This window comes from Bradyrhizobium sp. 23, assembly GCF_023073295.1.
Lineage (GTDB): Bacteria > Pseudomonadota > Alphaproteobacteria > Rhizobiales > Xanthobacteraceae > Bradyrhizobium > Bradyrhizobium canariense_D.
On sequence record NZ_JADPJF010000023.1, the window covers coordinates 1 to 20218 of the forward strand.

Below are 20218 nucleotides of genomic sequence, written 5' to 3' on the forward strand. Positions count from 1 at the left end.
TTGGTGCCCAGGGCAGGAGGCAGGGCTCGGTGGGGAATCCTCGTGGCCTGTTATGAGCCGGCATTGCCGACGCTCGCCCTCTAGGGCCGATCGACATTCAGGATTCCCAATCGGTTTGATCGCTGATTCATAGAGCTCCGTGATTCGACACGGAGCGGATGATGGCGGCGAAGCGATACGAGTTGAACGAGACGCAATGGGCGAAGATTTCGCCATTACTGCCGGGCAAGGCTGGCGACCCGAGACGGTCAGCTGCGGATAACCGTCTGTTCGTGAACGGATGTTTGTGGGTGTTACGGTCGGGCGCGCACTGGTGCGACCTGCCGGAGCGGTAGGGCAAGTGGAAGACCGTGCGCCAGCGCTTCAGCCGCTGGTACCATGCCGGCGTCTGGGAGCGGGTATTCGCCGCGCTGACCGCCGATCGCGACAACCAGTATCTAATGATCGATAGCACCATTGTTCGCGCCCACCAGCAGGCCGCAAGCGGAAAAGGGGGGCCCAAGATCAGGCGCTGGGGCGCTCCCGAGGCGGACTGACCACCAAGATCCACATGCTGGCTGATGCGCTCGGCCGTCCGCTCCGCTTCATCGTCACGGCCGGACAGGTTGGCGACATCACCCAGGCGCCTGCGCTGCTCGACGGGCAAAGCGGCGATGCAGTGCTCGCCGACAAAGCCTATGACAGCAACGCCCTGCGCGCGATCATCGCCGGGATCGGCGCAACGGCGGTGATCCCGTCAAACCGCACCCGCAGGATCATCATTCCGCACGACGCCGACGCCTACAAACAGCGCAACCGCATCGAGCGCTGCTTCTACCAGCTCAAACACTTTCCGGCGCTTCGCTACCCGTTATGACAGGCGAACCGCGAACTTTACCGGCTTCATCCATCTCGCAGCCATGATCTGGATGCAATGAATGTCGATCGGTCCTAGACCGAGGCAGCCCCAAGACGAAACCACGGTCATGCGGTAGCCAACCCGCGCATGAGAGCTTGATCAACCGTCGTCTTTGGCCCGGCCTCCTACCGTGGACACCTTCGACGTCCAGTGCCCGGGCGCTGAGCCGGGAGCGGATCCGCTTGATCGAGTCCCTTGACTGCGAACATGAGAGCAGGCCGTTGAAGAAGTCTTTGAACGGCGCGCGATGAGTGGAATGTTGTCGCCGTTGAGGAGGCAGATCTCGCCTTCCAGTGAGCCGTGATCCTTTGGTTCGGCCCAGTCGTCACCCTCGGCTGGGTCCATTTAGTTTCCTTGCCAGCCGAACTCGACGGTATCGCCGTGGCAGGCTGCATGAATGGAGCCAGTGAGGCAATCGAAGGCGACCTCGCCGCCGGCCTCATCAAACGCGATGTACGCGCCGGCCAAGGCCATGTCGTAGGCTGGCGTCTCGACGACCTGTCATCTGCCCCGAATGGTCATCCCGGTGCCGCCAGAAGCTTCGGAACCCGGCAGATTGTAGGCTGCAAGCGCCAGATGAAGACAACGCGGTCGCGGCCCCGCAGCTTGACCTTGGCCAAGCCAGCGGAACTATTGATCAAGCCGAGGATTTCTTCGATTCGTTTGCGGCAGCGTTTGGCTGACGTGGTAACCGCTGTGACGCGTGGTACGCGCGTCGATCGCTGTCTTGCGCCGCTTTCCAGTCTTCCGTCCTCGCGCCTACGCGCCTTATCGGGTGCGCACGAAGAGTAAGACGGAGAATGGCGTCGGTTCCGTGAAGAAGAAGGCCGCGGCGCATTCCTTCGCGAGCCAGCATTACAGTTGGTTTTGTTGCGGGCTTCTGAATCCATGGGCAACCATGATGCGAATGTCGTGGGCGCGGGCCGCGTCGGTTGAGGAGACGCTTGCGTTGTGGGCGGCGTCGCTTCGAGAGATCAAGCAACGGATACGCCGTTGTTCACGCAAGAGCGTGTTGCGACGAATGCAGGTCTGTTCCTGGAAGGTCTGCTCGGAGATGAGCAGCGCAAGGCCGGTTGGATGCGCGCGGAGGCGGCTGGCGATCCCGGCCCATGGCGGCAGCAGGCGGTTCTGGGTCGTGGAGACTGGGACGCTGATGCCCTGCGCGATATCGTGCACGACTATGTCATCGAGCATTTGGCGGATGACGATGCGGTGCTGGTGATCGACGAAGACCGGTTTTCTCAAACAGGGCAAAGCGTCATGCGGAGTGGCGCGGCAATACACTGGTCGGCAGGGAAGATCACGAACTGCCAGATCGGCGTCTTCGCTGCCTACGTTTCGCGTCATGGCCGTGCGTTCATGGATCGCGCGTTGTATCTTCCGAAGGAATGGACCGACGACCCAGATCGTCTGGAAGCCACATATGTGCCTGCCGATGTCGGCTTTGCGATCAAACCAAAGCTTGCGACGAGAATGATCGCACGCGCGATAGCCGCGTCTGTACCATTCAAGTGGGTTGCCGGTGACACCGTCTACGGTGTTGGCAACATCGAACAGCAACTACGTCGGGCAGGCAAAGGCTACGTGCTTGGGGTCAGCAGCGCTCATGTGTTTCGATCCTGGGGCAAGCGACCGCCGGTCGCCGGTACGGCTGCAGACCTCGCCCGGACGCGGCGCTCATCCGACTGGAAGCGCCTGTCGGCGGGAGCCGGAACCAAAGGACCGCGGCTGCACGATTGGTGTTATCTCGAATTGGCGGATCTCGAGGCCGAGCAGTCCAACAGTGCAAATGATGGTTTGTTGACACGCGGTCTACTGATCCGTCGTCGAATTGCCGATGATGACCTCGCCTTCTTCACCACCTGGTGCCCAGCGGGAACAGCCATTGAAACGCTGGTCGCGGTCGAAGGCCATCGATGGGCGATCGAGGACAGCTTTGAAACCGCGAAAAACGAGTTCGGGCTCGATCACAACGAGAGCAGATCCTGGCATGGCTGGCACCGTCATGTGTCCTTGGTGATGCTCGCCTTCGCCATGATGGCCGCGATCCGACATCGCGCTAATCCGCCACCGCCCAAAAAAACGAAACGGCGCCCCCCGGCAAAAGCCAAAACATAACCACCCCACCACTGATCCGTTGGTCAATCCAGGAAATCCGCCGCATTGCTATCAGACTTGCGCGGAAGCGGATTCAACCCGCACACATCATCGCATGGTCCTTCTGGCGCAGAGCTCACCAGGCTGCCGCTCAACGCCTCAAATCAAAAAGCAACTGTAATGCTAGGCAGGGATTCGAGGCGCATTTCGCCCGGTGGGAGCGTGAGGTGCTGAACGTGCGTATCCACGGCACGACCGGCGAGGCGCCGATCGCTCGCCTTGCGCGTGACGAGGCGCACCGGTTGAAGCGCTCGGTGGGCAACCGTCGTTTGGATCGTCGCGCGAACCGGCCCGCGTCGTCGGTCACTTGTGCCTTCGAGATCGACACGATAGCTACTCGGTGCCGTGGCGGCTGATCGACGAGCGCGTGGCGCTGACGTTGCGGCCGGCGAGGTGCGCATCCGCCATGGCATGCGCAAGGTTGCGGTCCACAAGCAATCCGAGGGTCGCCGGCTGCGGATCGTCAATTCCGCCCACTCGACGGGGTTGCCGGTCGCGGTGGCGGGGTCTACCGATCGGAGATTGCGGCAACAACGGTGCCGGGGTCGTCTCCACTGCCCTCGTTATTGCGTCCTCTTGCCGGATACGAAGCAGCGATCTGAGGGAGCTTCTGATGGCGCGCACAAAGAAGGCTACCGCACCATCGATCGGCTCGAGGCCATGCTGGCGCTATTGCAGCTCTCCGGTATCCGTGACCAGCTCGACAACCTGCTCGACGAGGCGGCGCGCGCCAACCTCTCGGCTCGCGAGACGCTGATCCTGCTGTGCGAGCGCAAGATCGAGCGAAGATCATCGCCGCATCGAGATGGTGCTGAACTCGCACACTTCCCGACCGTGAAGGAGCTTGCGGGCTTCGAACGAGGCGCAGCCATCGATCAATCCGAAGCAGATCCGCGACCTCGCCGCGTCACGCTGGATCGCCACGGCGAGAACGTGCTGCTGCTCGGCCCTTCCGGCCTCGGGTAAGACGCACTTGTTAATCGCGCTCGGGCGAGAGGCGATCCTGGCCGATTACATGTGCAGTTCACCACCGCGACGACGCTAGTCGCCGGCCTCGCCAAGGCGCATGGCGAGGCGGCGCTTGGACGATATAGCATTCGATTTTGCACGAAAGCGGGGTGTTGGACCTCGCTTTCTTGCGCTTTAGGATTTTGCTTTTGGGCGATTCGTGATTCCCTGACGGTGTCGTCAACATTGGGGAATGCGATGAGCAATCCGCGGGATGATCGCCAGAAAGAGCTGTTGCTTCTGGCTGTTGATCAGATCATCGACATGGGTCATCCGCTGGTGCGGTTGGCGGGGCTAATCGACTGGAACATCGTGAATGAGCGCTTCAGTTCGGTGTGCCAAGCAGGGCGGGGCAGCCGGGCTTGCCGACGCGGCTTGTCGCTGGCCTGTTCATTTTGAAGCACATGCACAACCTGTCAGATGAGGTGCTGTGCGCTCGCTGAATCGAGAATCCCTATTACCAATACTTCGGCGACGAATTGAGCTTCTGCCACCGTCTGCCGTTCGATCGATCGTCGATGACACGCTGGCGCCAGCGGTTGGCGAGGAACAGCTCGTCGCGCTGATCCAGGAAAGTCTGTCGGTGGCGCACAAGACCGGCGCTATCGGTCCAAAGGACCTGGAACGGGTGGTCGTCGATACCACGGTGCAGCCGAAGGCGGTTGCCCATCCGACCGCCGCGCGGCTGATGCACCAGTCAATCATCAGCACCGCACGGATCGCAATTATCTCAAGGGACGCCTCGGCGACAGGATCAACGCTGTTCTCGCCGCTGCCGGCTATAACTTCGGCCTGCTCCTGCGATGGCTTGCAGAGCTCATACGTGTCATCATCGGAGCCTTCATCGAAACCGTCGCACCCGAAACATCGCTTGAGCTCGGCGCCGCGCAAGTTTTTCACGAGCGACTACGAAGCCGGCGCTATGCTGATCACGTCGAACCGCAGCGTTGCCGAACGGGGCACCGTGTTCGCCGATCCGGTGGCCGCCACCGCGATCCTCGACTGGCTCTTGCGCCAGAGCCTGTGCTGACCATCCGCGGCGGCAGCTAGCGGCTCCGCGCCAAGCGAATGAGCGGCCTCATAAAACCGCCCGCCGCTGACCGCCATCCGGTCGGCTCGCCTCCCTCCATCCCGTCAGCGGCGGAGCCAACCTTCAACCGACATCATGAACGTGAGGGTGGGGGCAGTTCTTCATGACGCAACGGAGCAGTTCCGGATGGCGTTTATTATCCGTGTCAGAGATTACAATCTGCCACCCAACTCCATCTCGAAAATCGCTTTGAGCTGGATTGCGCAGGGAGCAGTCGCGCAATCTGCTTTTGTCGCCGTGACATTCCGGCCTCATCTAAGGGCATCACGGATCAGCAGTGTTATTGCATAAGGCCGAAACCGGCTTTCCGCAGGCTTGCTTTCCGCGAGCCTTGTTCGCCAACGGAAAGTGCTAATGGCCTCCCAACGCGATGAGAATGATGACCCCGGCGAGGAAGATCACCTCTTGAACGAAGTCATATCGCCATCGAAGCTCTTGCGCGAGCTTGGTTCGGACAAAGGACGTTACAGGTCTGGCGCGCTCACCAAAGTCCTGCGCATCGCCGCAAGATCGAAGAACGGCGATAAAAGAGCCTGAAGTTGGCAGATAGGTAGGCGAGGGTTGCCGACATAAAAGTGGCTGTCGGGGCGAATATTCGAGGAGCAAAGGGACGGTCTTCATTTCGACCTATGCGCCTCTCGCTGCAATTCGTCGTCCAAACCTCGCGTGCGCCTCTTGATAAGGGGGCAGGATCTGTACGATCTTTGATGTCCACAGGCCGCCGCATGTAGGAGTGCCGGCAACGACCGTTCCGCGTTAAGGCGCTGCCGGCGAAGCACGTCAAGTTGAGCCGTTGGGTTGGTTGGCTTGCGGTTACCCCGAGACTGATTTGGTGAAAACGTGACGCTGAGCCATATTCTGCTTGACCGCGAGCGAGCGGCGCGCCGCGCTCTGCGTAATCAGTCACACAATTGGCGCGCTCTATCGAGTCTTCCGGAAAGATGGTGTCGCCGCTAACAGTCGTGTTCCACGCGGGCCAAGGGCGCAGCCAACGAATTGAGCAAAGGGATTCGGGACATATTCGTGATGAGTGCCAAGCGTCTAAAATAACCAGTACGTGTTCCTCACCAGAGTAGGTAGTATTTCGATCCTTGTTAATGGCGTAGCAACAATAGATCACGCTGCATGACGCACCACGATAGAACAAGGTGCAGCACCGGCGGGCGTCACAATCAGTTGCACGTCTCAAGCTCGCTTCAAGTATATGACAAACGCTGCTACCAAAAGAACACCACCAGCCCTTGATAGGATGTATCGATCGCATGGGAGTGACATAGCGATAAAGGTGTGCACTGCATCTTGCCTGCATCAGCCGGTCGAAAGTTTCTCCAAAGAGGAAGTGCCTTTGCGTTGCCACGTTCGGCGTCCGGGTGACGGCGGCACGCTCAATGGACGGCCTCTCACGCATGGCGAACACTAGACCAGGTCGCGGTATCTGCCAGGTCGGGCGTTGGCTCCTCCTGATCGGCAACCTCAGCGAGCTGTCAAATGAAAAGATCGCGTCACTAGCAGCCTTGTCTTTGTCCCCTGAACAATAAGGATTCCAATGCTGATTTCTACAAAATTGACCCAAGCCCAGCTGCAAAAGCGCGTCGCCAGAGCGTTACACAAAATCGAGGCGCTTGAATCCGCATATGAGACGATCACTATCGGACGGCTCGTTTCAATGCGGGCAAATACGCACGGCTCAAGGTTGGCAATCGATGTATTTGAGCGCGGCGAGCGCGCGACCTACTCGGAGATGGAACGATTGTCTAATAAGTACGCGCGTGCGCTGCGCGCCTTCGGGGTACGCAAGCGCGATCGCATTGGCCTAATGCTGCCAAATTGCATCGATTTTCCGATCCTGTGGTTCGCGTTAGCGAAGCTTGGCGCGGTGATGGTCCCGATCAATTTACGTTACACGCCGAGGGAGATCGAATACGTTCTCAGCGATACTCAGACTGAGTTCGCTGTCGTCGACTGGGCCGCGTGGTCCGTGTTCTCGGCAATGGAGCCTTGGCCGCAAGATCTCGCCAAGGAGCGAGTAATTCTGGTTGGACAGCCACCCCACGGGACAGCTACCACCCTCGAGGGATTACTGAAGGGCGTCGACGAGTCTCTGCTAGACGAAGATATCCGCCCCGACGACCTGTTGAACATCCAATATACTTCGGGGACAACGGGCTTTCCGAAGGGCTGCATGTTGACGCACGAGTACTGGAGCGTGAGCTCGTACCAGGCGGCATGCTTAGACATACAACCGTACCAGAGGTATCTGTCTGCGCAGCCTTTCTTCTATGGCGATCCGCAACAGCATCTTCTGAGATCCTATCGACAGGGCGGCACGCTCTACCTTGCTCCCCAACTTAGCTCGACGCGCTTCACCTCATGGGTAAAGCAGCACCGCATTGAGTGGTGCGACTTTCCCGAATTGATAGCGCGCCAGGCTGAGGCCGCCGATGATGACGGGGTGACATGCCTAAAGCAGACCCTGAATTGGGGGTATAATCCTGATGTGGTGCGCCAATTCCGTAGGAGGTTCCGAGTGCGCACCCACGATGCTTACGGGATGACGGAAATCGGCTTCGGCACATTAATGATAAACGAGCTCGATGAACTGGCCGACTCGGGCTCGGTGGGGATCCGCGCGCCTTTTCGGGCATTGCGGCTGATGAACAAGGACGGCTCGCCCACGCCGCTCGGCGAAGTCGGCGAGCTGTGGGTAAGGGGGCATGGGATCTTTAAAGGCTATTGGAACAAGCCGGAAGCAAATGCCACCTTGTTCGAAGGTGAATGGTTCAAGACCGGTGATCTGATGCGTCGAGACGAACTCGACTTTCATTGGCTGGTGGGACGCACTAAGGATATGATCCGCCGCTCGAGCGAGAATATCGCTGCGCCCGAAGTCGAAGCGGTCATTCGCGAGCTTGCCGAGATTGCGGATGTGGCCGCCGTGCCCATTCGAGATGCGAAGCGCGGTGAGGAGATCAAGATTTACGTCGAACTGAGGGAAGGCGTCACGCCAGACAATCTCGCGCTGGAGCGCATAATCGAACATGCTCGTGCGCATCTTGCCGCGTTCAAGGTGCCGCGGTACATCGCCTTTACTCCGGCACTTCCTAGGACCACCACCACCAATAAGATACTCAAACGCGAGCTGATGGCCGTGAGCGATCCGCTTGCCGGCGCCTACGACACTGAGAAAATGCGCTGGCGCTGAAGCCGACTTATACAAAATGTTTGATCTCCCGCAATTTGTTCTCTCACTGGCTGATCTTGACGTCTGCGGCTGCGCGCTGCTTGTAAAAGTGAAGAAGGGGAACGATGTCGAAAGTAAGGATTGTATAGGATCGTGATACGTTTGGCGTCGGCACTTGGGCTGCAACCAAGGGGCGTGTGGACAACGATTGCAGAAAGATCGTTGCCGCGGCCGCCACTTGGGGAAAGCTCGACGCGCTGATCAACAATGTGGGCACCACCAAAGAGGTGCTGCCCGACTATCTCGACGGATTGTCGGCTGAGGACTCAGCGAATGTACGCGGTCAACTCCATCTGGCCGCACCCCCTTGCGAACCATGGCGCTCGCCTCGTGCTCGACTATTCCAAGGGCCAGAGCGGAGCGGCCACCACCGAAGCTTGCTGCAAGGCACTTGGTTGGAACAGGTCAAGCTTCCAGTGAAAGGAGACGATGAGGTATGATTTCTGAGGTGTTCGTTACCTGTGCGATCACGGGGGGAGGGATGCCCAAGCACCCGAATGTACCGATAACCCCGGAGCAGATCGCTGACTCGGCGATCGAGGCGGCGCGGGCGGGGGCGGCCGTGGTCCACATTCACGTGCGTGATCCCGAGACCCGGCGAGGCTCGCGCGATCCGGCGCTGTATCGGGCAGTGGTGCAGCGCATTCGGGCGTCGGACGTGAAACCGGTAATCAACTTGACTGGTGGGCAGGGCGGTGACCTTGTACTCGGTGGGCCGGACTCTCCGCTGCCGCTGGTCGCGGGGACGGACATGGTAGGCGCTCTTGAGCGGCTCGCGCATGTGGAGGAGTTGCGCCCTGAGATATGCACGCTGGATTGCGGGACGATGAACTACGGCACGGACGGCGAGTACATCTTGACCAACAGCTCCGGGATGCTGCGTGCGATGGCCGCACGCGTGCAAGTGCTCGGGGTGCGTCCCGAACTCGAGGTGTTCGATACCGGTCACTTGGTCTTCGTGCACGATTTGATCAAAGAGCGGCTAGTTGATGACCCGCCGCTGATTCAGCTGTGCATGGGCATTCCCTACGGGGCGCCGGACGATCCGACCACGCTGTTGGCGCTGGTGCACCGGCTCCCGCCGCGCGCCATTTACTCGGCCTTCTCGATTGGGCGGATGCAGCTTCCTTACGCGGCGTTGGCGCCGTTGGTCGGCGCGAACGTGCGGGTGGGGTTGGAGGACAACCTGTACCTCTCGCGCGGGCGGCTGGCGACCAACGCCGAGCTAGTGCAGCGATCGGTACAGATTCTCGAGCGGATGGGGGTGCGGACGATGAGCCCGGATGAAGTGCGCGAGAAGCTCGCGCTCAAAGCTCATGCCTGAGACGCGCGGGCGGCTCGGACGGAATCGGAGAATGGGCTGCTGTTGCCAATGGCGTGTCATGTCAATCCAGGAAAAAGGCAGCTCGTCACCAAAACCCGGCAGGCCTCGTGGAGGCGGTGCTGTGTTGGGAAGTAGTGCAGCGTGTTCGATAATTGGACGTAAATTCGTTCTTCAACCCGGCGGCCGTCAACGCGGTCGACCTCGTGCTGGGCGGGCGCGACTAGCTCCTGGTGCCGGACCGGTTGGAGACGTACGTGGCCGGCGCGCTCAAGCGACTTTGGAAACCGCGAAGTTGCGCCCCGAGATCTGCACGCTGGATTGTGGATGGGTGAACAGCGGGGCCATCGGCGAGTACATCATGGTCAACAGCACCGGGATGCTGCGCTCGACGGCGAGGCGCGTGCGAGAGCCCCAAGTGCATCCTAATCTCAACTTATTCGATACTGGTCATTGAACTCGGTGAACGATCTTGTCAAAGTGGGGCTGATTAACAATCCACCGTTGATACAGCTATGCATGGAAGTGGGGTACGGCGCGCCGGATAATCTGACGAATCTGATGTCAATGGTGCACGTGTTGCCGCCGCGCGCCGTCTACTCAGCCTTGTCGATCGGACCGATGCAGCTTCTGTATGCAGCGAGCGTCGGGTTGGCGGGCGCGGACGTACGGGTGGGATTGGAAGACAACCTGTACGCTCGCTCGCGGGCAGCTGGCGACCAACGCCGGGGATCGTGCGGCCGTGGAAATTCTCCGGCGGATGGCGGGCGGGTGATAAGCCTGCATCAGGTGTGCGAAGGCCTTAAAGCGAAGGTCCTCTCAGTTAGATCAAGGCTAATGCTCCGCCTCAGAGTTCTAACGTCGCGCCTGAAAGGCTGCCACAACGGCCGCCGCGGGGAGCTTCCGGCACTGGGGATCTACTTGCTTGCGGTGAGTAAAGAAGTGGACGGCTTTATACGAACCGGCTGCCGGAACCGATCTCGCGCGAGATGCTGTGGCTGGAGCACGACAATGTGGCCGAGAGATCGACGACGCGTCCGCTGCTCCTGCGCGCTGTGCCCGGCGCTCCCATGGTTACTCGGCGAGATGCTCGTGTGCTCGGAGCATGAGCTGCGCCACGTTGACCCCTACGTCGACAGCGATCACCACGGCAGTGGCTTTACGGCGGGCGCGCACCTGACCCATGTTCTAAAAAGTGTACCGCCGCCATATCCAGGTGCTCAGGCCTCGCCTACGAAAAACGCGCACATCTCTTTTACGTGGTCACGGGCTTGGGTGACGAGCGACCACTGGCCACCGGCGAGTAGAAAACTGTTTCGCCGCTTGTTTGGCAATTGAGAAAGGAAACGGAATGGTCAAGATCGGATCCAGAGGTCACGGACAGCAGTCCCACGCATGCCGATGGTCACTTGAGGGGCGAGTTGCCCTGGTGACTGGAGCGGCGGGTGGACTTGGAAAAGCCATCGTGGCCGAACTGCGTGAACGCGGAGCGGACGTGCATGGTGTGGGCATTGCGAGCGAGGGTGTCTTCCATGCCGACCTTGCCACCGCGAGCGGGAATCGGGAAATGATCACTCATGTCCTCGCGTCCGCCGGACGTCTCGATATCCTTGTCTTGAATGCTGGGAGTCAGTTCGTCGCGCCGATCAATCAGTTTCCGGACGCCGAATGGGAACGTCTTCGAGGCGTGATGCTGGACGGGCCATTCTTTGCGATGAAGGCGGCGTGGTCAGCTTTGACGAAGCTTCCCGGCGGCCGGGTTGTGGTCACGGCATCGACTGCGAGCTTCGCTGGGGCGCCGGGGAAAGCTGCATATGTCACTGCAAAGCATGGTATTCTTGGTCTAGTCCGCGTGGCCGCATTGGAGGGCGCTCCGCATGGCCTGACTGTCAACGCAGTCGCGCCGGGTTGGATGGACACCAAAATGATGCGTGATCAGCTGATGGTTCAGGCGGCAGCCACGGGTGTGAGCACCGATGAGATCGTCGCATGTTTCCGCACGGCGCAGCTAACCAAGCGCTTCGTCGATGTTCGGGAGGTCGCAGCGGTCATTGGTTTTCTTGCTAGCCCTTGCGCTTCCGGCATCAACGGCGAGTGCATCACCATCGATCTTGGTGCAAGTGCACGATAACCAACAGCCGCTACATCCGTGTGATCGATGGCTGTGCTTGTGTCGCTTGAGATCGCCCCGAGCAACGCTGCTGTCGCCAAGGTGCTCAAGGCCGGCGGCAGCGTTGCCAGGCTGAAGAAGAGACTCCAAATATCTGCTCTATACAGCAATCGGCCCCGTGCGAACCGGGTCAAGTGAGAGAAGATGTGGCACAAGCGAAGAAAAGCGGTTGCCGGCCGCTTGAAGTTAATGGCCATGGCCGAGGATGCCCGGGGTCGAACAAGTGAACTTGTGGCGCTAAGGCCCGTCATCGGTTACATCCCAACGACCTTGCCTTCTTTGACTTAACCCAGTGTAAAATTCGCTCCGCCCATATGAGGGCGAGAATATGAACGTAGTCCCTTTACAGAAGCGATGGCATTCGGTCCCGAGCGCCTAGCCTATTTGCCGATAGCTCTTTTCATCGACGCGTTCTTTGCGTGTAGCCATCGCATCCGGTGTAGGCCCCAGGCTGGTTGGATTGTTCCCCTTGCCACCGCGTGAGTGGCTCGGGTCTTCGTTGTAGAGCCTGACGAGCTCGATCAGGGTTTCGATGCCAAAGTGAGTGAACGCCTGGACACACCGTCTTCTCGGACGCTGTAGGGCGCGGTAGGCCCAGGGCAGTAGGAGGTCGATTTCGCGGTTTGGATGTCCGTTGACGATTCTGGTCAGGACGTCGGTGAGGTAGGCGAGCGGATCGACGTCGTTGATCTTGCAGGTCTCGACCAAGGAAGCGATGACCGCCCAATGCTCGGCGCCGCCGTCGGATCCTGCAAATAGTGCATTCTTGCGGCAAAGTTTGATACCGCGGATTGATCGCTCGATGGTGTTGTTATCGAGTTCGATCCGGCCATCGTCAATGAAGCGCGTCAGTCCTTGCCAGCGCGAGAGAGCATAGCGGATGGCCTCGGCGAGCTTGATCTTCTGGCTAATGAGAGCCAGCTTGGCGCGCAGCCATACCTCAAAGGCATCGGCCAGTGGTCGGCTCTTCTGCTGCCGCACGAGGCGACGCTCCTCCGCGCTGCGGCCGCGAATCTCCTTCTCGATCGCATAGAATGCGGCGATGTGGTTGAGCGCCTCGCTTGCGATTGGAGCGGGGCCGGCTGTCGCGAGTTCGTAGAAGTTGCGCCGCATGTGCACCCAGCAGAAGGCGAGCTCGACTCCGCCGCGTTCGGCAAGCTTTGGATAGGCGTTGTAGCCATCGACCTGCAAGACGCCCTTGAAGCCGGCGAGATGGCTGAACAGCCGCTCGGCTTTGCGGTCGGGTGCATAGACATAGGCAATGCCGGGCGGATCGAGGCCGCCCCAGGGCCTGTCGTCGGCTGCATAGGCCCAGAGCTGGCCGGTCTTGGTGCGCCCTCGACCCGGATCGAGCACCGGCACCGTCGTCTCGTCGGCGAACAGCTTGGATCTCGCGCGAAGCAGAGCGAGAAGGCGCTCATGCAGCGGGCGCAGATGGAAGGCGGCATGCCCAACCCAGCCCGCCAGCGTCGATCGATCGAGAGCGATGCCTTGGCGGGCATAGATCTGGGCCTGCCGGTACAGCGGCAGATGATCGGCATATTTGGACACCAGAACCTGGGCGACGGTTGCCTCCGTCGGCAGGCCACCCTCGATCAGCCGGGCCGGAGCCTCGGCCTGCGTGACGCCATCTTCGCAGGCTCGGCAGGCGTATTTAGGACGCCGGGTGACGACAACGCGGAACTGCGCCGGCACCATGTCCAGCCGCTCGCTCCTGTCTTCACCGATCCGATGCAGTTCGCCCTGGCAGCAGGGGCAGGTCTTGTCGTCGAGGTCGACGACGACCTCGATCCGCGGCAGGTGGGCCGGCAGTGCTCCGCGATTGACGCGGCGCTTGCGTGCGCGCTCCGCCCGGCCTTCCGGGGCTGTCTCGTCCTGACCAGCCTCGGCAAAGGCTGCGACCTGTTGGACGTCATCGAGGCCCAGCAGCATCTGCTCCTCGGGAAACGACTCTGCCTTCCGGCCAAAGCGGTGGCGTTGCAGCTCATTGATAATCTGACGCAGCCGCTCGCTCTCGTGAAGCGCTGCCAGCAGCATCGCCTTGAGCGTCTCGGGATCATCAGGAAGGTTATCGCTCACAGGTAAATCAGAGCATATTCGCGCCCGCTTGACGACGTGCTCGATGCCCCTGATTCACTTCGCCGCAGCACGGCTCACATTATCCGACTTGCGTCGGCACGACCGTCTCCCGTGCCGCGTGGACACGCCGCCAATCGAGCCCTTCGAGCAGCGCCGACAATTCCGCCGCCGACAAACGCATCACGCCATCCTCGATCTTCGGCCAGCGGAAGACGCCGTCTTCGAGCCGCTTGGCGAACAGGCACAAACCCGTACCATCCCAGAAGATCAGCTTGATCCGGTCGGCGCGCTTGGCACGGAACACATAAACAGCACCCGAGAACGGGTCAGCCTGCATGTGCTCGCGTACCAATATGGCAAGCCCCTCCATTCCCTTGCGGAAGTCGACCGGCTTGGTTGCCACCATCACCCGGACAGTTCCGGACGGGCCGATCACCGGCTTGCCTTCAGCGCATGGACGATGGCCGCAATCATCGCCACATCCGCGCCTCGGCCGACCCGGATAGTGACGCCCTCGGCTTCGATCTCGATGCCCCCGATATCCGGCTTGGCCTTGCGTCGCGCTGTCTTGCGCTCATGGCCAACAGCCACGGCCGGTACCAAGGCGTCTACCACCGCCGGTACAAACGGTGGATCGTCAGCCATCGGCGTCGGCAACCGGCGTGCTTGCCGGCGCCAGGTGAACACTTGTTGTGGGGTCAGCCCGTGTCGCGGGGCAATCTCGGAAACGACGGCGCCCGAGACCAGCGTCTCCTCGACAATCCGGGCCTTGTCGTCCTTGGAGAACCAACGACGGCGTCCCGTCTCCGTGATCACTTCCAGCCGGCGCGCCGTCACGTCCGATTTAAGCGTATGGTCAAGCATAGACACAAGCCGATCCCTTCAAAGAGATCGTGAAACTCGCCTATCCCATGTGCCGCGAGAAGGTGGGAGCGGAACGACGCTTACGCTTCTTTGTTTGAGAGAGGCCAAGCAACGGATTCGTCCGCTGTTTGCGCAGGATCGGGTCGCGATCTCGGCTGGACAGTTTATCGATGGACTGTTGGGCAACGAGCCGCGCAAGACGGGTTGGATGAGAGCGGCGGCGGCCGGCGATCAAGCCTCATGGCGCCAGCGGGCGATCCTTGGCAGGAGACGATGGGATGCAGACGCGCTACGCGACATCGCACGAGAGCGCGCGCTGGAGACATTTTGCGATGAACACGCGGTTCTGGTGATCGATGAGACCGGCTTCTTGAAGCAGGGCAAGGCGTCGTGCGGGGTGGTACGTCAGTACACGGCTCGGCAGGCAAGATTACCAATTGCCAGATTGGCGTATTCGCTTGCTATGTGTCGCGGCATGGTCATGCGCTCATCGGCCCTGCGCTCGACCTGCCAACGGAATGGACGGACGATCGCGTTCGCTTGAAGACAGTGCATGTGCTGCGCGATGTGGGCTTTGCGACCAAGCTTAAATCGCGCGTCGAATGATCGCTTGCGTTGCGGCAGTCAGCGTATATGGCCGGGAGAGAACGACTCTGCTGCGGCATACGTGCAAAGGCTACGTTCTCGGCGTTGCGTCCAATCACGTGTTCTATTCCTGAGACAAGGAGCAGCCGATCGCCGGCACCGCCGCTGCAATCGCGCAAAGTCTTCCCAAGCAGGCCCTGGCGCCGCCTGTCATCCGGCGACGGCAGCAAAGGTCCGCATGGCGTCGTGGCGATTATGCGTAAGGTCGGGGTTTCGAAGACCACCGTCTGGCGCTGGCAGGACTATTTTGAGGATGCCGGCATCGATGGTCTGGTCAAAGGCCCCTCCAAGCCGCCTGGCCGAAAGCCGCTCAGCGCAGCCATGAAGCTCAAGGTCGTCGAGAAGACCGTGAAGGAGCGTCCCGCCAATGCCACGCACTGGAGCGTGCGATCGATGGCGGAAGAAATGGGCATCAGCCACAGGAGCGTGCAGCGCATCTGGGCCGAACACGGCCTCAAGCAGCATCTCGTGCGCAGCTTCAAGATCTCCAACGATCCCGGCTTCGTCGCGAAGGTCGAGGACATCGTCGGCCTTTACGTCGATCCGCCGGATAAGGCGCTGGTGCTTTCCGTCGATGAAAAGAGCCAAATCCAGGCACTCGACCACACGCAGCCGGGTTTGCCCTTGAAAAAGGGCCGTGCCGGCACGATGACCCATGATTCCAAGCGCAACGGCACCACAACACTCTTCGCCGCGCTCGATGTGATGGCCGGTACCGTCATGGGCGAATGTCTGGCACGCCATCGGCAGACGAGTTCCTGCCGTTTCTGAAAACAATCGACCGCGAGACGCCCGCACATCTCGATCTGCATCTGATCCTCGACAGTTACGCCACCCACAAGACGCCGGCCGTGAAGCGCTGGTTGGCGCGACACAAACGCCGACATCCTGCTCCTGGCTCAACCTCGTCGAGCGGCTGTTCGCCGAAATCACTCGCCAGCGCATCCGGCGAGGAACCTTCAACGACGTCACCGAACTCAAGACCGCGATTGACGAGTGGATCGAGCATCGAAACCAAAACCCAAAGCCCTTCAAGTGGACCGCCAGCGCCAAATCCATCATCCCAAAGCACCGCCGAGCAAAAAAGCGCTCGCCATCGCAAAAGCGGGATGCAAATGAATGAGTCAGAACACTACTCATCTTGAATCGCGGCTTCGCTCGATTATCTTTGCATTCTCTTGCACCATCGGCGCTGTCAGCCATCGGTCGATGTAGAGCAGCGCCCATGCGCACGTCACATGTTTCCGGACAGCCCGCAGCAAGAGCTCGTGGTCAATATTGTCGAACAATCCTTTGATGTCGAACTCTAGAACCAAATCATACTTCCAGCACCGCTGTCGCGTGACGCCTACGGCATCGAGAGCCAATTTGCCGGGTCTGTGGCCATAGGAATCCGTCAGAAGAGATTGCGTCGAGAGCCGGCTCAATCGGTTGTTTGGTAACCGTTTGTGCCACGCGGTCTGCCACGGTGGGGACCCCGAGGATCCGCTGGCCTCCATTCTTCTTTGGAATGGAGACGGCGCGAACCGGCGGCGGGAAGTAAGCACCTGAGCTCATTCAGTTCCAAATCTTGTAGGGATTTCCCTTCAAGTCAGACTCGAACTGCTCGATCGTCACCCCATCGACGCCGGCTGCGCCACCATTGGGTCGCATCTGCAGGTAGCTTCGTACACCTCCCTCTCGTCGATGTTGAACGGCTTGCTCGGCTGGTTCGTCGACGTCCTCCTGTCGCTAGTTGCGACGATGGCCAGCCCACCTGATCCGATCCCTTCGCTCCGACCCCATTACGAGCCTTCGTCGCCACTACGGATCGGTCCGTCCTAGTGCACCGCGTCGGTACTCTCGTCTCACGGTCTTCTCGGCTTGTACTTCTCCTTTTCCATCGGAGCGACTGACGGTTCATCGGCGGGTTCATTTTCATTCGTCTCTCGGACGCCTATCCGTTCGGGTATCCCCGACCGTTAGCTTCAACGCTCACGACCGCGCCTCTTAAGCGAAGCCGCTTGAAGTGATTTGACACCTACTCCTGAAACTCGATCCCGAGGGGCCTTCCCGCATCGGTGCCACAGCTTGTGCGCACAGAGTTTCAGATCATTTCGATTATCCTTTCTGTGTGCCTCTGCAGCACACTGTCGTCGGCATGGATGCGTTCCGAGCTCATGACATGGGTCCGGAAGGCCTCAATAATTGGGGTCGAGCTGCTCGACCAGCAGTCTGCCGCGTTCCGAAGATTGCCCGAACAGCTCGCTCCGTGCCTTGGCGAGCAGCATGAGCTGGCTATCGAGGATCTTGAAGAGACGCAGGCCGAGCAGAAAACCAAGGCCGAGATTGCGGCATCGGAAGCCGCTAAGCAGAAGCGCATAAAATCCGCCACCGCCTCGGCGTCCCCTGCCAGATAACCCGCCGGTCGAACGTATCGTCGAACCCGCGGGTTGCGCCTGTGGTAAACGTGGCAGTGAGCGGCTTCACAAGCTTGCCAAAGTGGTAATCGAAGATAATGGAATGCGAGCCGCGGCGCTGGAAGATCATCGAGCATGTCCGGGAAACGTTCTCTTGCCTAGACTGCGAGGCGATTACCGAGGCGACAATGCCCTCGCATCCGACCCGCGAGGCTTTGCAGGACCGAGCCTGCTAGCGATGGGTGCTGGTCAACGAGTTCCTGCTGCATCAGCCCTTGAACCGACGCCCTCCGATTCGCCTCCAGCCGAACTTGCCGCTGCGCACGCGATGATCTTTGCGCGCAGCGGGAATTGCTGTCGCGGCGAAGAGTGAATGGACCGGCGGCCGCCCAGAATCGAACGGCTCAAGCTGATCGTACGGACGCCGGGTTGCCTGTGGCTTCAGTCCGCATCATATCAATAGGGCCCGCTTGTTGGAGCCTGCCGTCCTCCAAAAACACCGCCTCCCCGCCAGTTCGGCGGACGTCAATGCCGATCACCCGTCGCATTCGCACCTCCTGCCACACACATGACGGGAGCTGCGGGAGCAACGACCACCACGGTTTCGCGCTCTCAGCGCAACCGACCATCGCAGAGGCGGCCAGCTACTAACTCGAGCTCGTGGCTCATCGTATGCATCGGCCTGCCCGCACCTTCGCGCTCCCGGTGCATCAGTCCCGATGGTCACACCATACGCTACGATCTCAACAATCGCAGCGGAACATCGGCACCAAGAAATCTCATACGGGGTACCAATCCGATCGAGCGCCTCAAAGGCGAGATCAGGCGGCGGACTGAGGTGGTTGGCATCTTCCCCAATGAGGACGCCATCTCGCCTGGTCGACGCTATGCTGCTCGAGCAAAACGATGACTGGGCCGTCCAGCGCGCCCGCTACATGGCACTGGAAACCATCGAGCCGTTTAGCGATGATCAAATCATCGATCGGCCCGCCGTGATTGGCGGTGACCTGCCCTCACTTACACCCACGGGGCAGAATCTTAGCAAGCGACCTGAAAACTCCTCGGCGCGGCGGTATGCGCACTCACCACACCCTGCCGGATCCTGCTCCGGTAGAGGATCCAGCCGCCGACGTTATTGCACAGCTTTTCGTCGCGCGTGGAATCCCGCCAATAAACACCGCTTTTGAATACGATAGGTAGCGATATTGCCTCAAATAATGATATGGTATTCCCCACCTTGGTAGGTAGTGCCTAGATGCTTAATGATGTACGATCATTATCAAATCGACGTAGGGCATCACGCAAGTTATCGCGATATGACATGGTAGAACAAGTGACAAGCCTAGTTAATCCGTTGCACGCCTCACGCCTTCTTCGAGTGCACGACGAAAATAAGCAGCGGTTCGCCGCGCTTAAGCCCGAGCAGTCATTCTACGGTGCGCCCGTCGGCATCTTGCAGCTCGAGCGCGTCCGCTCCTCCAGCATCCGGCCTTACATACCAGGAAGTGTCGGAAACGCCAGCACGTGGAGTGTCCCTGTGCGCTACAAGACGGTGCCTGACCTTCACAATGCCGGAGAAATGACCTCGGCCGTAACGCACGCCGCAACTGAACTCGTACGCGAGGGGGCGCGACTGATCACCTCTAACTGTGGATACATGATCCGATACCAAGAAGCGCTCCGCGCTGCAGTCGACGTGCCCGTACTCCTATCTAGTCTACTGCTCGCTCCGTTCCTCGAACGGATGGTTCCGCGCGAGAAGGTGCTCGGCATCATTACATCGACCGCGTCTTCCCTGACTCCGGACTTGTTTGAAGCAGCCGGGTTGCCGGCCAACTCCAAGCGTGTGGTCGTCGCTGGACTCGAAAATGCTCCCGCGTTCGCTGCCGCTTTTCTTAACCCTTGCGGCGACCTGGATGTTAGCGCTGTCGAGGCCGAAACTGTCGATGCCGCCATGGCTCTACTAAACGATCGGCCTGACATCGGGATGCTGCTACTCACGTGCTCCGAGCTGCCGCCTTACGCAGCAGCCGTTCAGCAGGCGATCGGCATTCCGGTTTTCGACCACACCTCTATGGTCGAGTTCTTCATCGAAGGGATAACACGTAGACCCTTCAACGGCCTCGTCTAGGCGACTCAAGCCCGGCCGCTGGGTTGGCGATAGTGGTCCCGTGGATGCCGTACCCTTGGCGGGGTGCCGGTGAAGCTTGTGAGCGACAAAGCCGCTAGACCCGATGTTCGCCGTCTGAGGTGACGGGCGGCCCGCCCTGCAAGCTCCTATCGAGGGTTGCGCCGGATGGTCCGGCGCCGAGCCTCAATCATGGGGAGCGGGCCTGATGAACGATA

The 20218-nt window shown here is 60.1% G+C and carries 13 protein-coding genes and 10 pseudogenes; 16 read left to right on the forward strand and 7 right to left on the reverse strand.

From position 1 onward, the window contains the following. The first annotated feature begins 161 nt into the window (after positions 1-161). Positions 162-917 (forward strand): annotated as a pseudogene (locus IVB32_RS03735) (IS5 family transposase). A gap of 326 nt (positions 918-1243) precedes the next feature. Here IVB32_RS03735 and IVB32_RS42735 read toward each other — a convergent pair. Further along, entirely contained in the window at positions 1244-1372 is a 129-nt protein-coding gene (locus IVB32_RS42735; RefSeq protein ID WP_256466555.1) for a hypothetical protein, read from the reverse strand. Positions 1373-1416: 44 nt separating this feature from the next. Continuing rightward, positions 1417-1645 (reverse strand): annotated as a pseudogene (locus IVB32_RS03740) (IS5/IS1182 family transposase); the annotation flags it as partial. A 246-nt stretch (positions 1646-1891) separates the two neighbouring features. On the opposite strand from IVB32_RS03740, the gene IVB32_RS03745 reads away from it, so the two are divergent. The 11 genes and pseudogenes from IVB32_RS03745 (at position 1892) to IVB32_RS03795 (ending at position 11846) form a co-directional block, all read left to right on the forward strand. After that, positions 1892-3016: an IS701 family transposase gene (locus IVB32_RS03745; protein ID WP_247409862.1), complete on the forward strand. Its 1125-nt coding sequence runs from the start codon at positions 1892-1894 to the stop codon at positions 3014-3016. Positions 3017-3222: 206 nt separating this feature from the next. After that, positions 3223-3411: a hypothetical protein gene (locus tag IVB32_RS03750; RefSeq protein WP_247409863.1), complete on the forward strand. Its 189-nt coding sequence runs from the start codon at positions 3223-3225 to the stop codon at positions 3409-3411. 304 nt (positions 3412-3715) lie between these two features. Further along, positions 3716-4021, forward strand: coding sequence for an ATP-binding protein (locus IVB32_RS42960; protein WP_247409875.1), 306 nt, complete (start codon positions 3716-3718; stop codon positions 4019-4021). Then, positions 3972-4100 carry a hypothetical protein gene (locus IVB32_RS42965; RefSeq protein ID WP_247409874.1) on the forward strand — a complete coding sequence of 43 codons (129 nt, stop codon included), beginning with the start codon at positions 3972-3974 and terminating at the stop codon, positions 4098-4100. The genes IVB32_RS42960 and IVB32_RS42965 overlap by 50 nt, the downstream gene beginning before the upstream one ends. A 161-nt stretch (positions 4101-4261) precedes the next feature. Further along, positions 4262-4766, forward strand: a pseudogene (locus IVB32_RS03765) (transposase); the annotation flags it as partial. Positions 4767-4970: 204 nt separating this feature from the next. Then, a pseudogene (locus IVB32_RS42910) lies at positions 4971-5232 on the forward strand (ATP-binding protein); the annotation flags it as partial. A gap of 275 nt (positions 5233-5507) precedes the next feature. After that, a complete protein-coding gene (locus IVB32_RS03775; protein WP_247409864.1) occupies positions 5508-5690 on the forward strand; it encodes a hypothetical protein in 183 nt (60 codons plus the stop codon). Between the two features lie 1009 nt (positions 5691-6699). Further along, a complete protein-coding gene (locus IVB32_RS03780) occupies positions 6700-8355 on the forward strand; it encodes a class I adenylate-forming enzyme family protein (protein ID WP_247409865.1) in 1656 nt (551 codons plus the stop codon). Between the two features lie 167 nt (positions 8356-8522). Then, positions 8523-8694, forward strand: a pseudogene (locus IVB32_RS03785) (oxidoreductase); the annotation flags it as partial. A gap of 136 nt (positions 8695-8830) precedes the next feature. Beyond that, a complete protein-coding gene (locus tag IVB32_RS03790; RefSeq protein WP_247409866.1) occupies positions 8831-9718 on the forward strand; it encodes a 3-keto-5-aminohexanoate cleavage protein in 888 nt (295 codons plus the stop codon). A 1348-nt stretch (positions 9719-11066) separates the two neighbouring features. Further along, positions 11067-11846, forward strand: coding sequence for an SDR family NAD(P)-dependent oxidoreductase (locus IVB32_RS03795; RefSeq protein WP_247409867.1), 780 nt, complete (start codon positions 11067-11069; stop codon positions 11844-11846). A gap of 624 nt (positions 11847-12470) precedes the next feature. On the opposite strand, the pseudogene IVB32_RS03800 reads toward IVB32_RS03795, so the two are convergent. The 3 genes and pseudogenes from IVB32_RS03800 to IVB32_RS03810 form a co-directional block, all read right to left on the reverse strand. After that, positions 12471-13922: pseudogene (locus tag IVB32_RS03800) on the reverse strand (IS66 family transposase); the annotation flags it as partial. Between the two features lie 121 nt (positions 13923-14043). Beyond that, a complete protein-coding gene (gene tnpB, locus IVB32_RS03805; protein ID WP_026233531.1) occupies positions 14044-14400 on the reverse strand; it encodes an IS66 family insertion sequence element accessory protein TnpB in 357 nt (118 codons plus the stop codon). Next, entirely contained in the window at positions 14397-14828 is a 432-nt protein-coding gene (locus IVB32_RS03810; RefSeq protein ID WP_247409868.1) for a transposase, read from the reverse strand. The genes tnpB and IVB32_RS03810 overlap by 4 nt, the downstream gene beginning before the upstream one ends. Positions 14829-14877: 49 nt before the next feature. On the opposite strand from IVB32_RS03810, the pseudogene IVB32_RS03815 reads away from it, so the two are divergent. Together IVB32_RS03815 and IVB32_RS03820 are read left to right on the forward strand one after the other, a co-directional pair. Then, positions 14878-15647 (forward strand): annotated as a pseudogene (locus tag IVB32_RS03815) (IS701 family transposase); the annotation flags it as partial. 6 nt (positions 15648-15653) lie between these two features. Beyond that, positions 15654-16596: pseudogene (locus IVB32_RS03820) on the forward strand (IS630 family transposase); the annotation flags it as partial. Positions 16597-16627: 31 nt separating this feature from the next. On the opposite strand, the pseudogene IVB32_RS42970 reads toward IVB32_RS03820, so the two are convergent. Next, positions 16628-17218 (reverse strand): annotated as a pseudogene (locus tag IVB32_RS42970) (reverse transcriptase domain-containing protein); the annotation flags it as partial. 601 nt (positions 17219-17819) lie between these two features. Then, positions 17820-18002, reverse strand: a complete 183-nt coding sequence (locus tag IVB32_RS03830) for a hypothetical protein (protein WP_247409871.1) — start codon at positions 18000-18002, stop codon at positions 17820-17822. Positions 18003-18662: 660 nt separating this feature from the next. Here IVB32_RS03830 and IVB32_RS03835 point away from each other — a divergent pair. Together IVB32_RS03835 and IVB32_RS03840 are read left to right on the forward strand one after the other, a co-directional pair. Continuing rightward, positions 18663-18843, forward strand: a pseudogene (locus IVB32_RS03835) (transposase); the annotation flags it as partial. Between the two features lie 566 nt (positions 18844-19409). Next, the gene (locus IVB32_RS03840) at positions 19410-20003 is read left to right on the forward strand and encodes an aspartate/glutamate racemase family protein (protein ID WP_247409873.1); all 594 of its coding nucleotides are present in this window, start codon (positions 19410-19412) and stop codon (positions 20001-20003) included. The last annotated feature ends 215 nt before the right edge of the window (positions 20004-20218 follow it).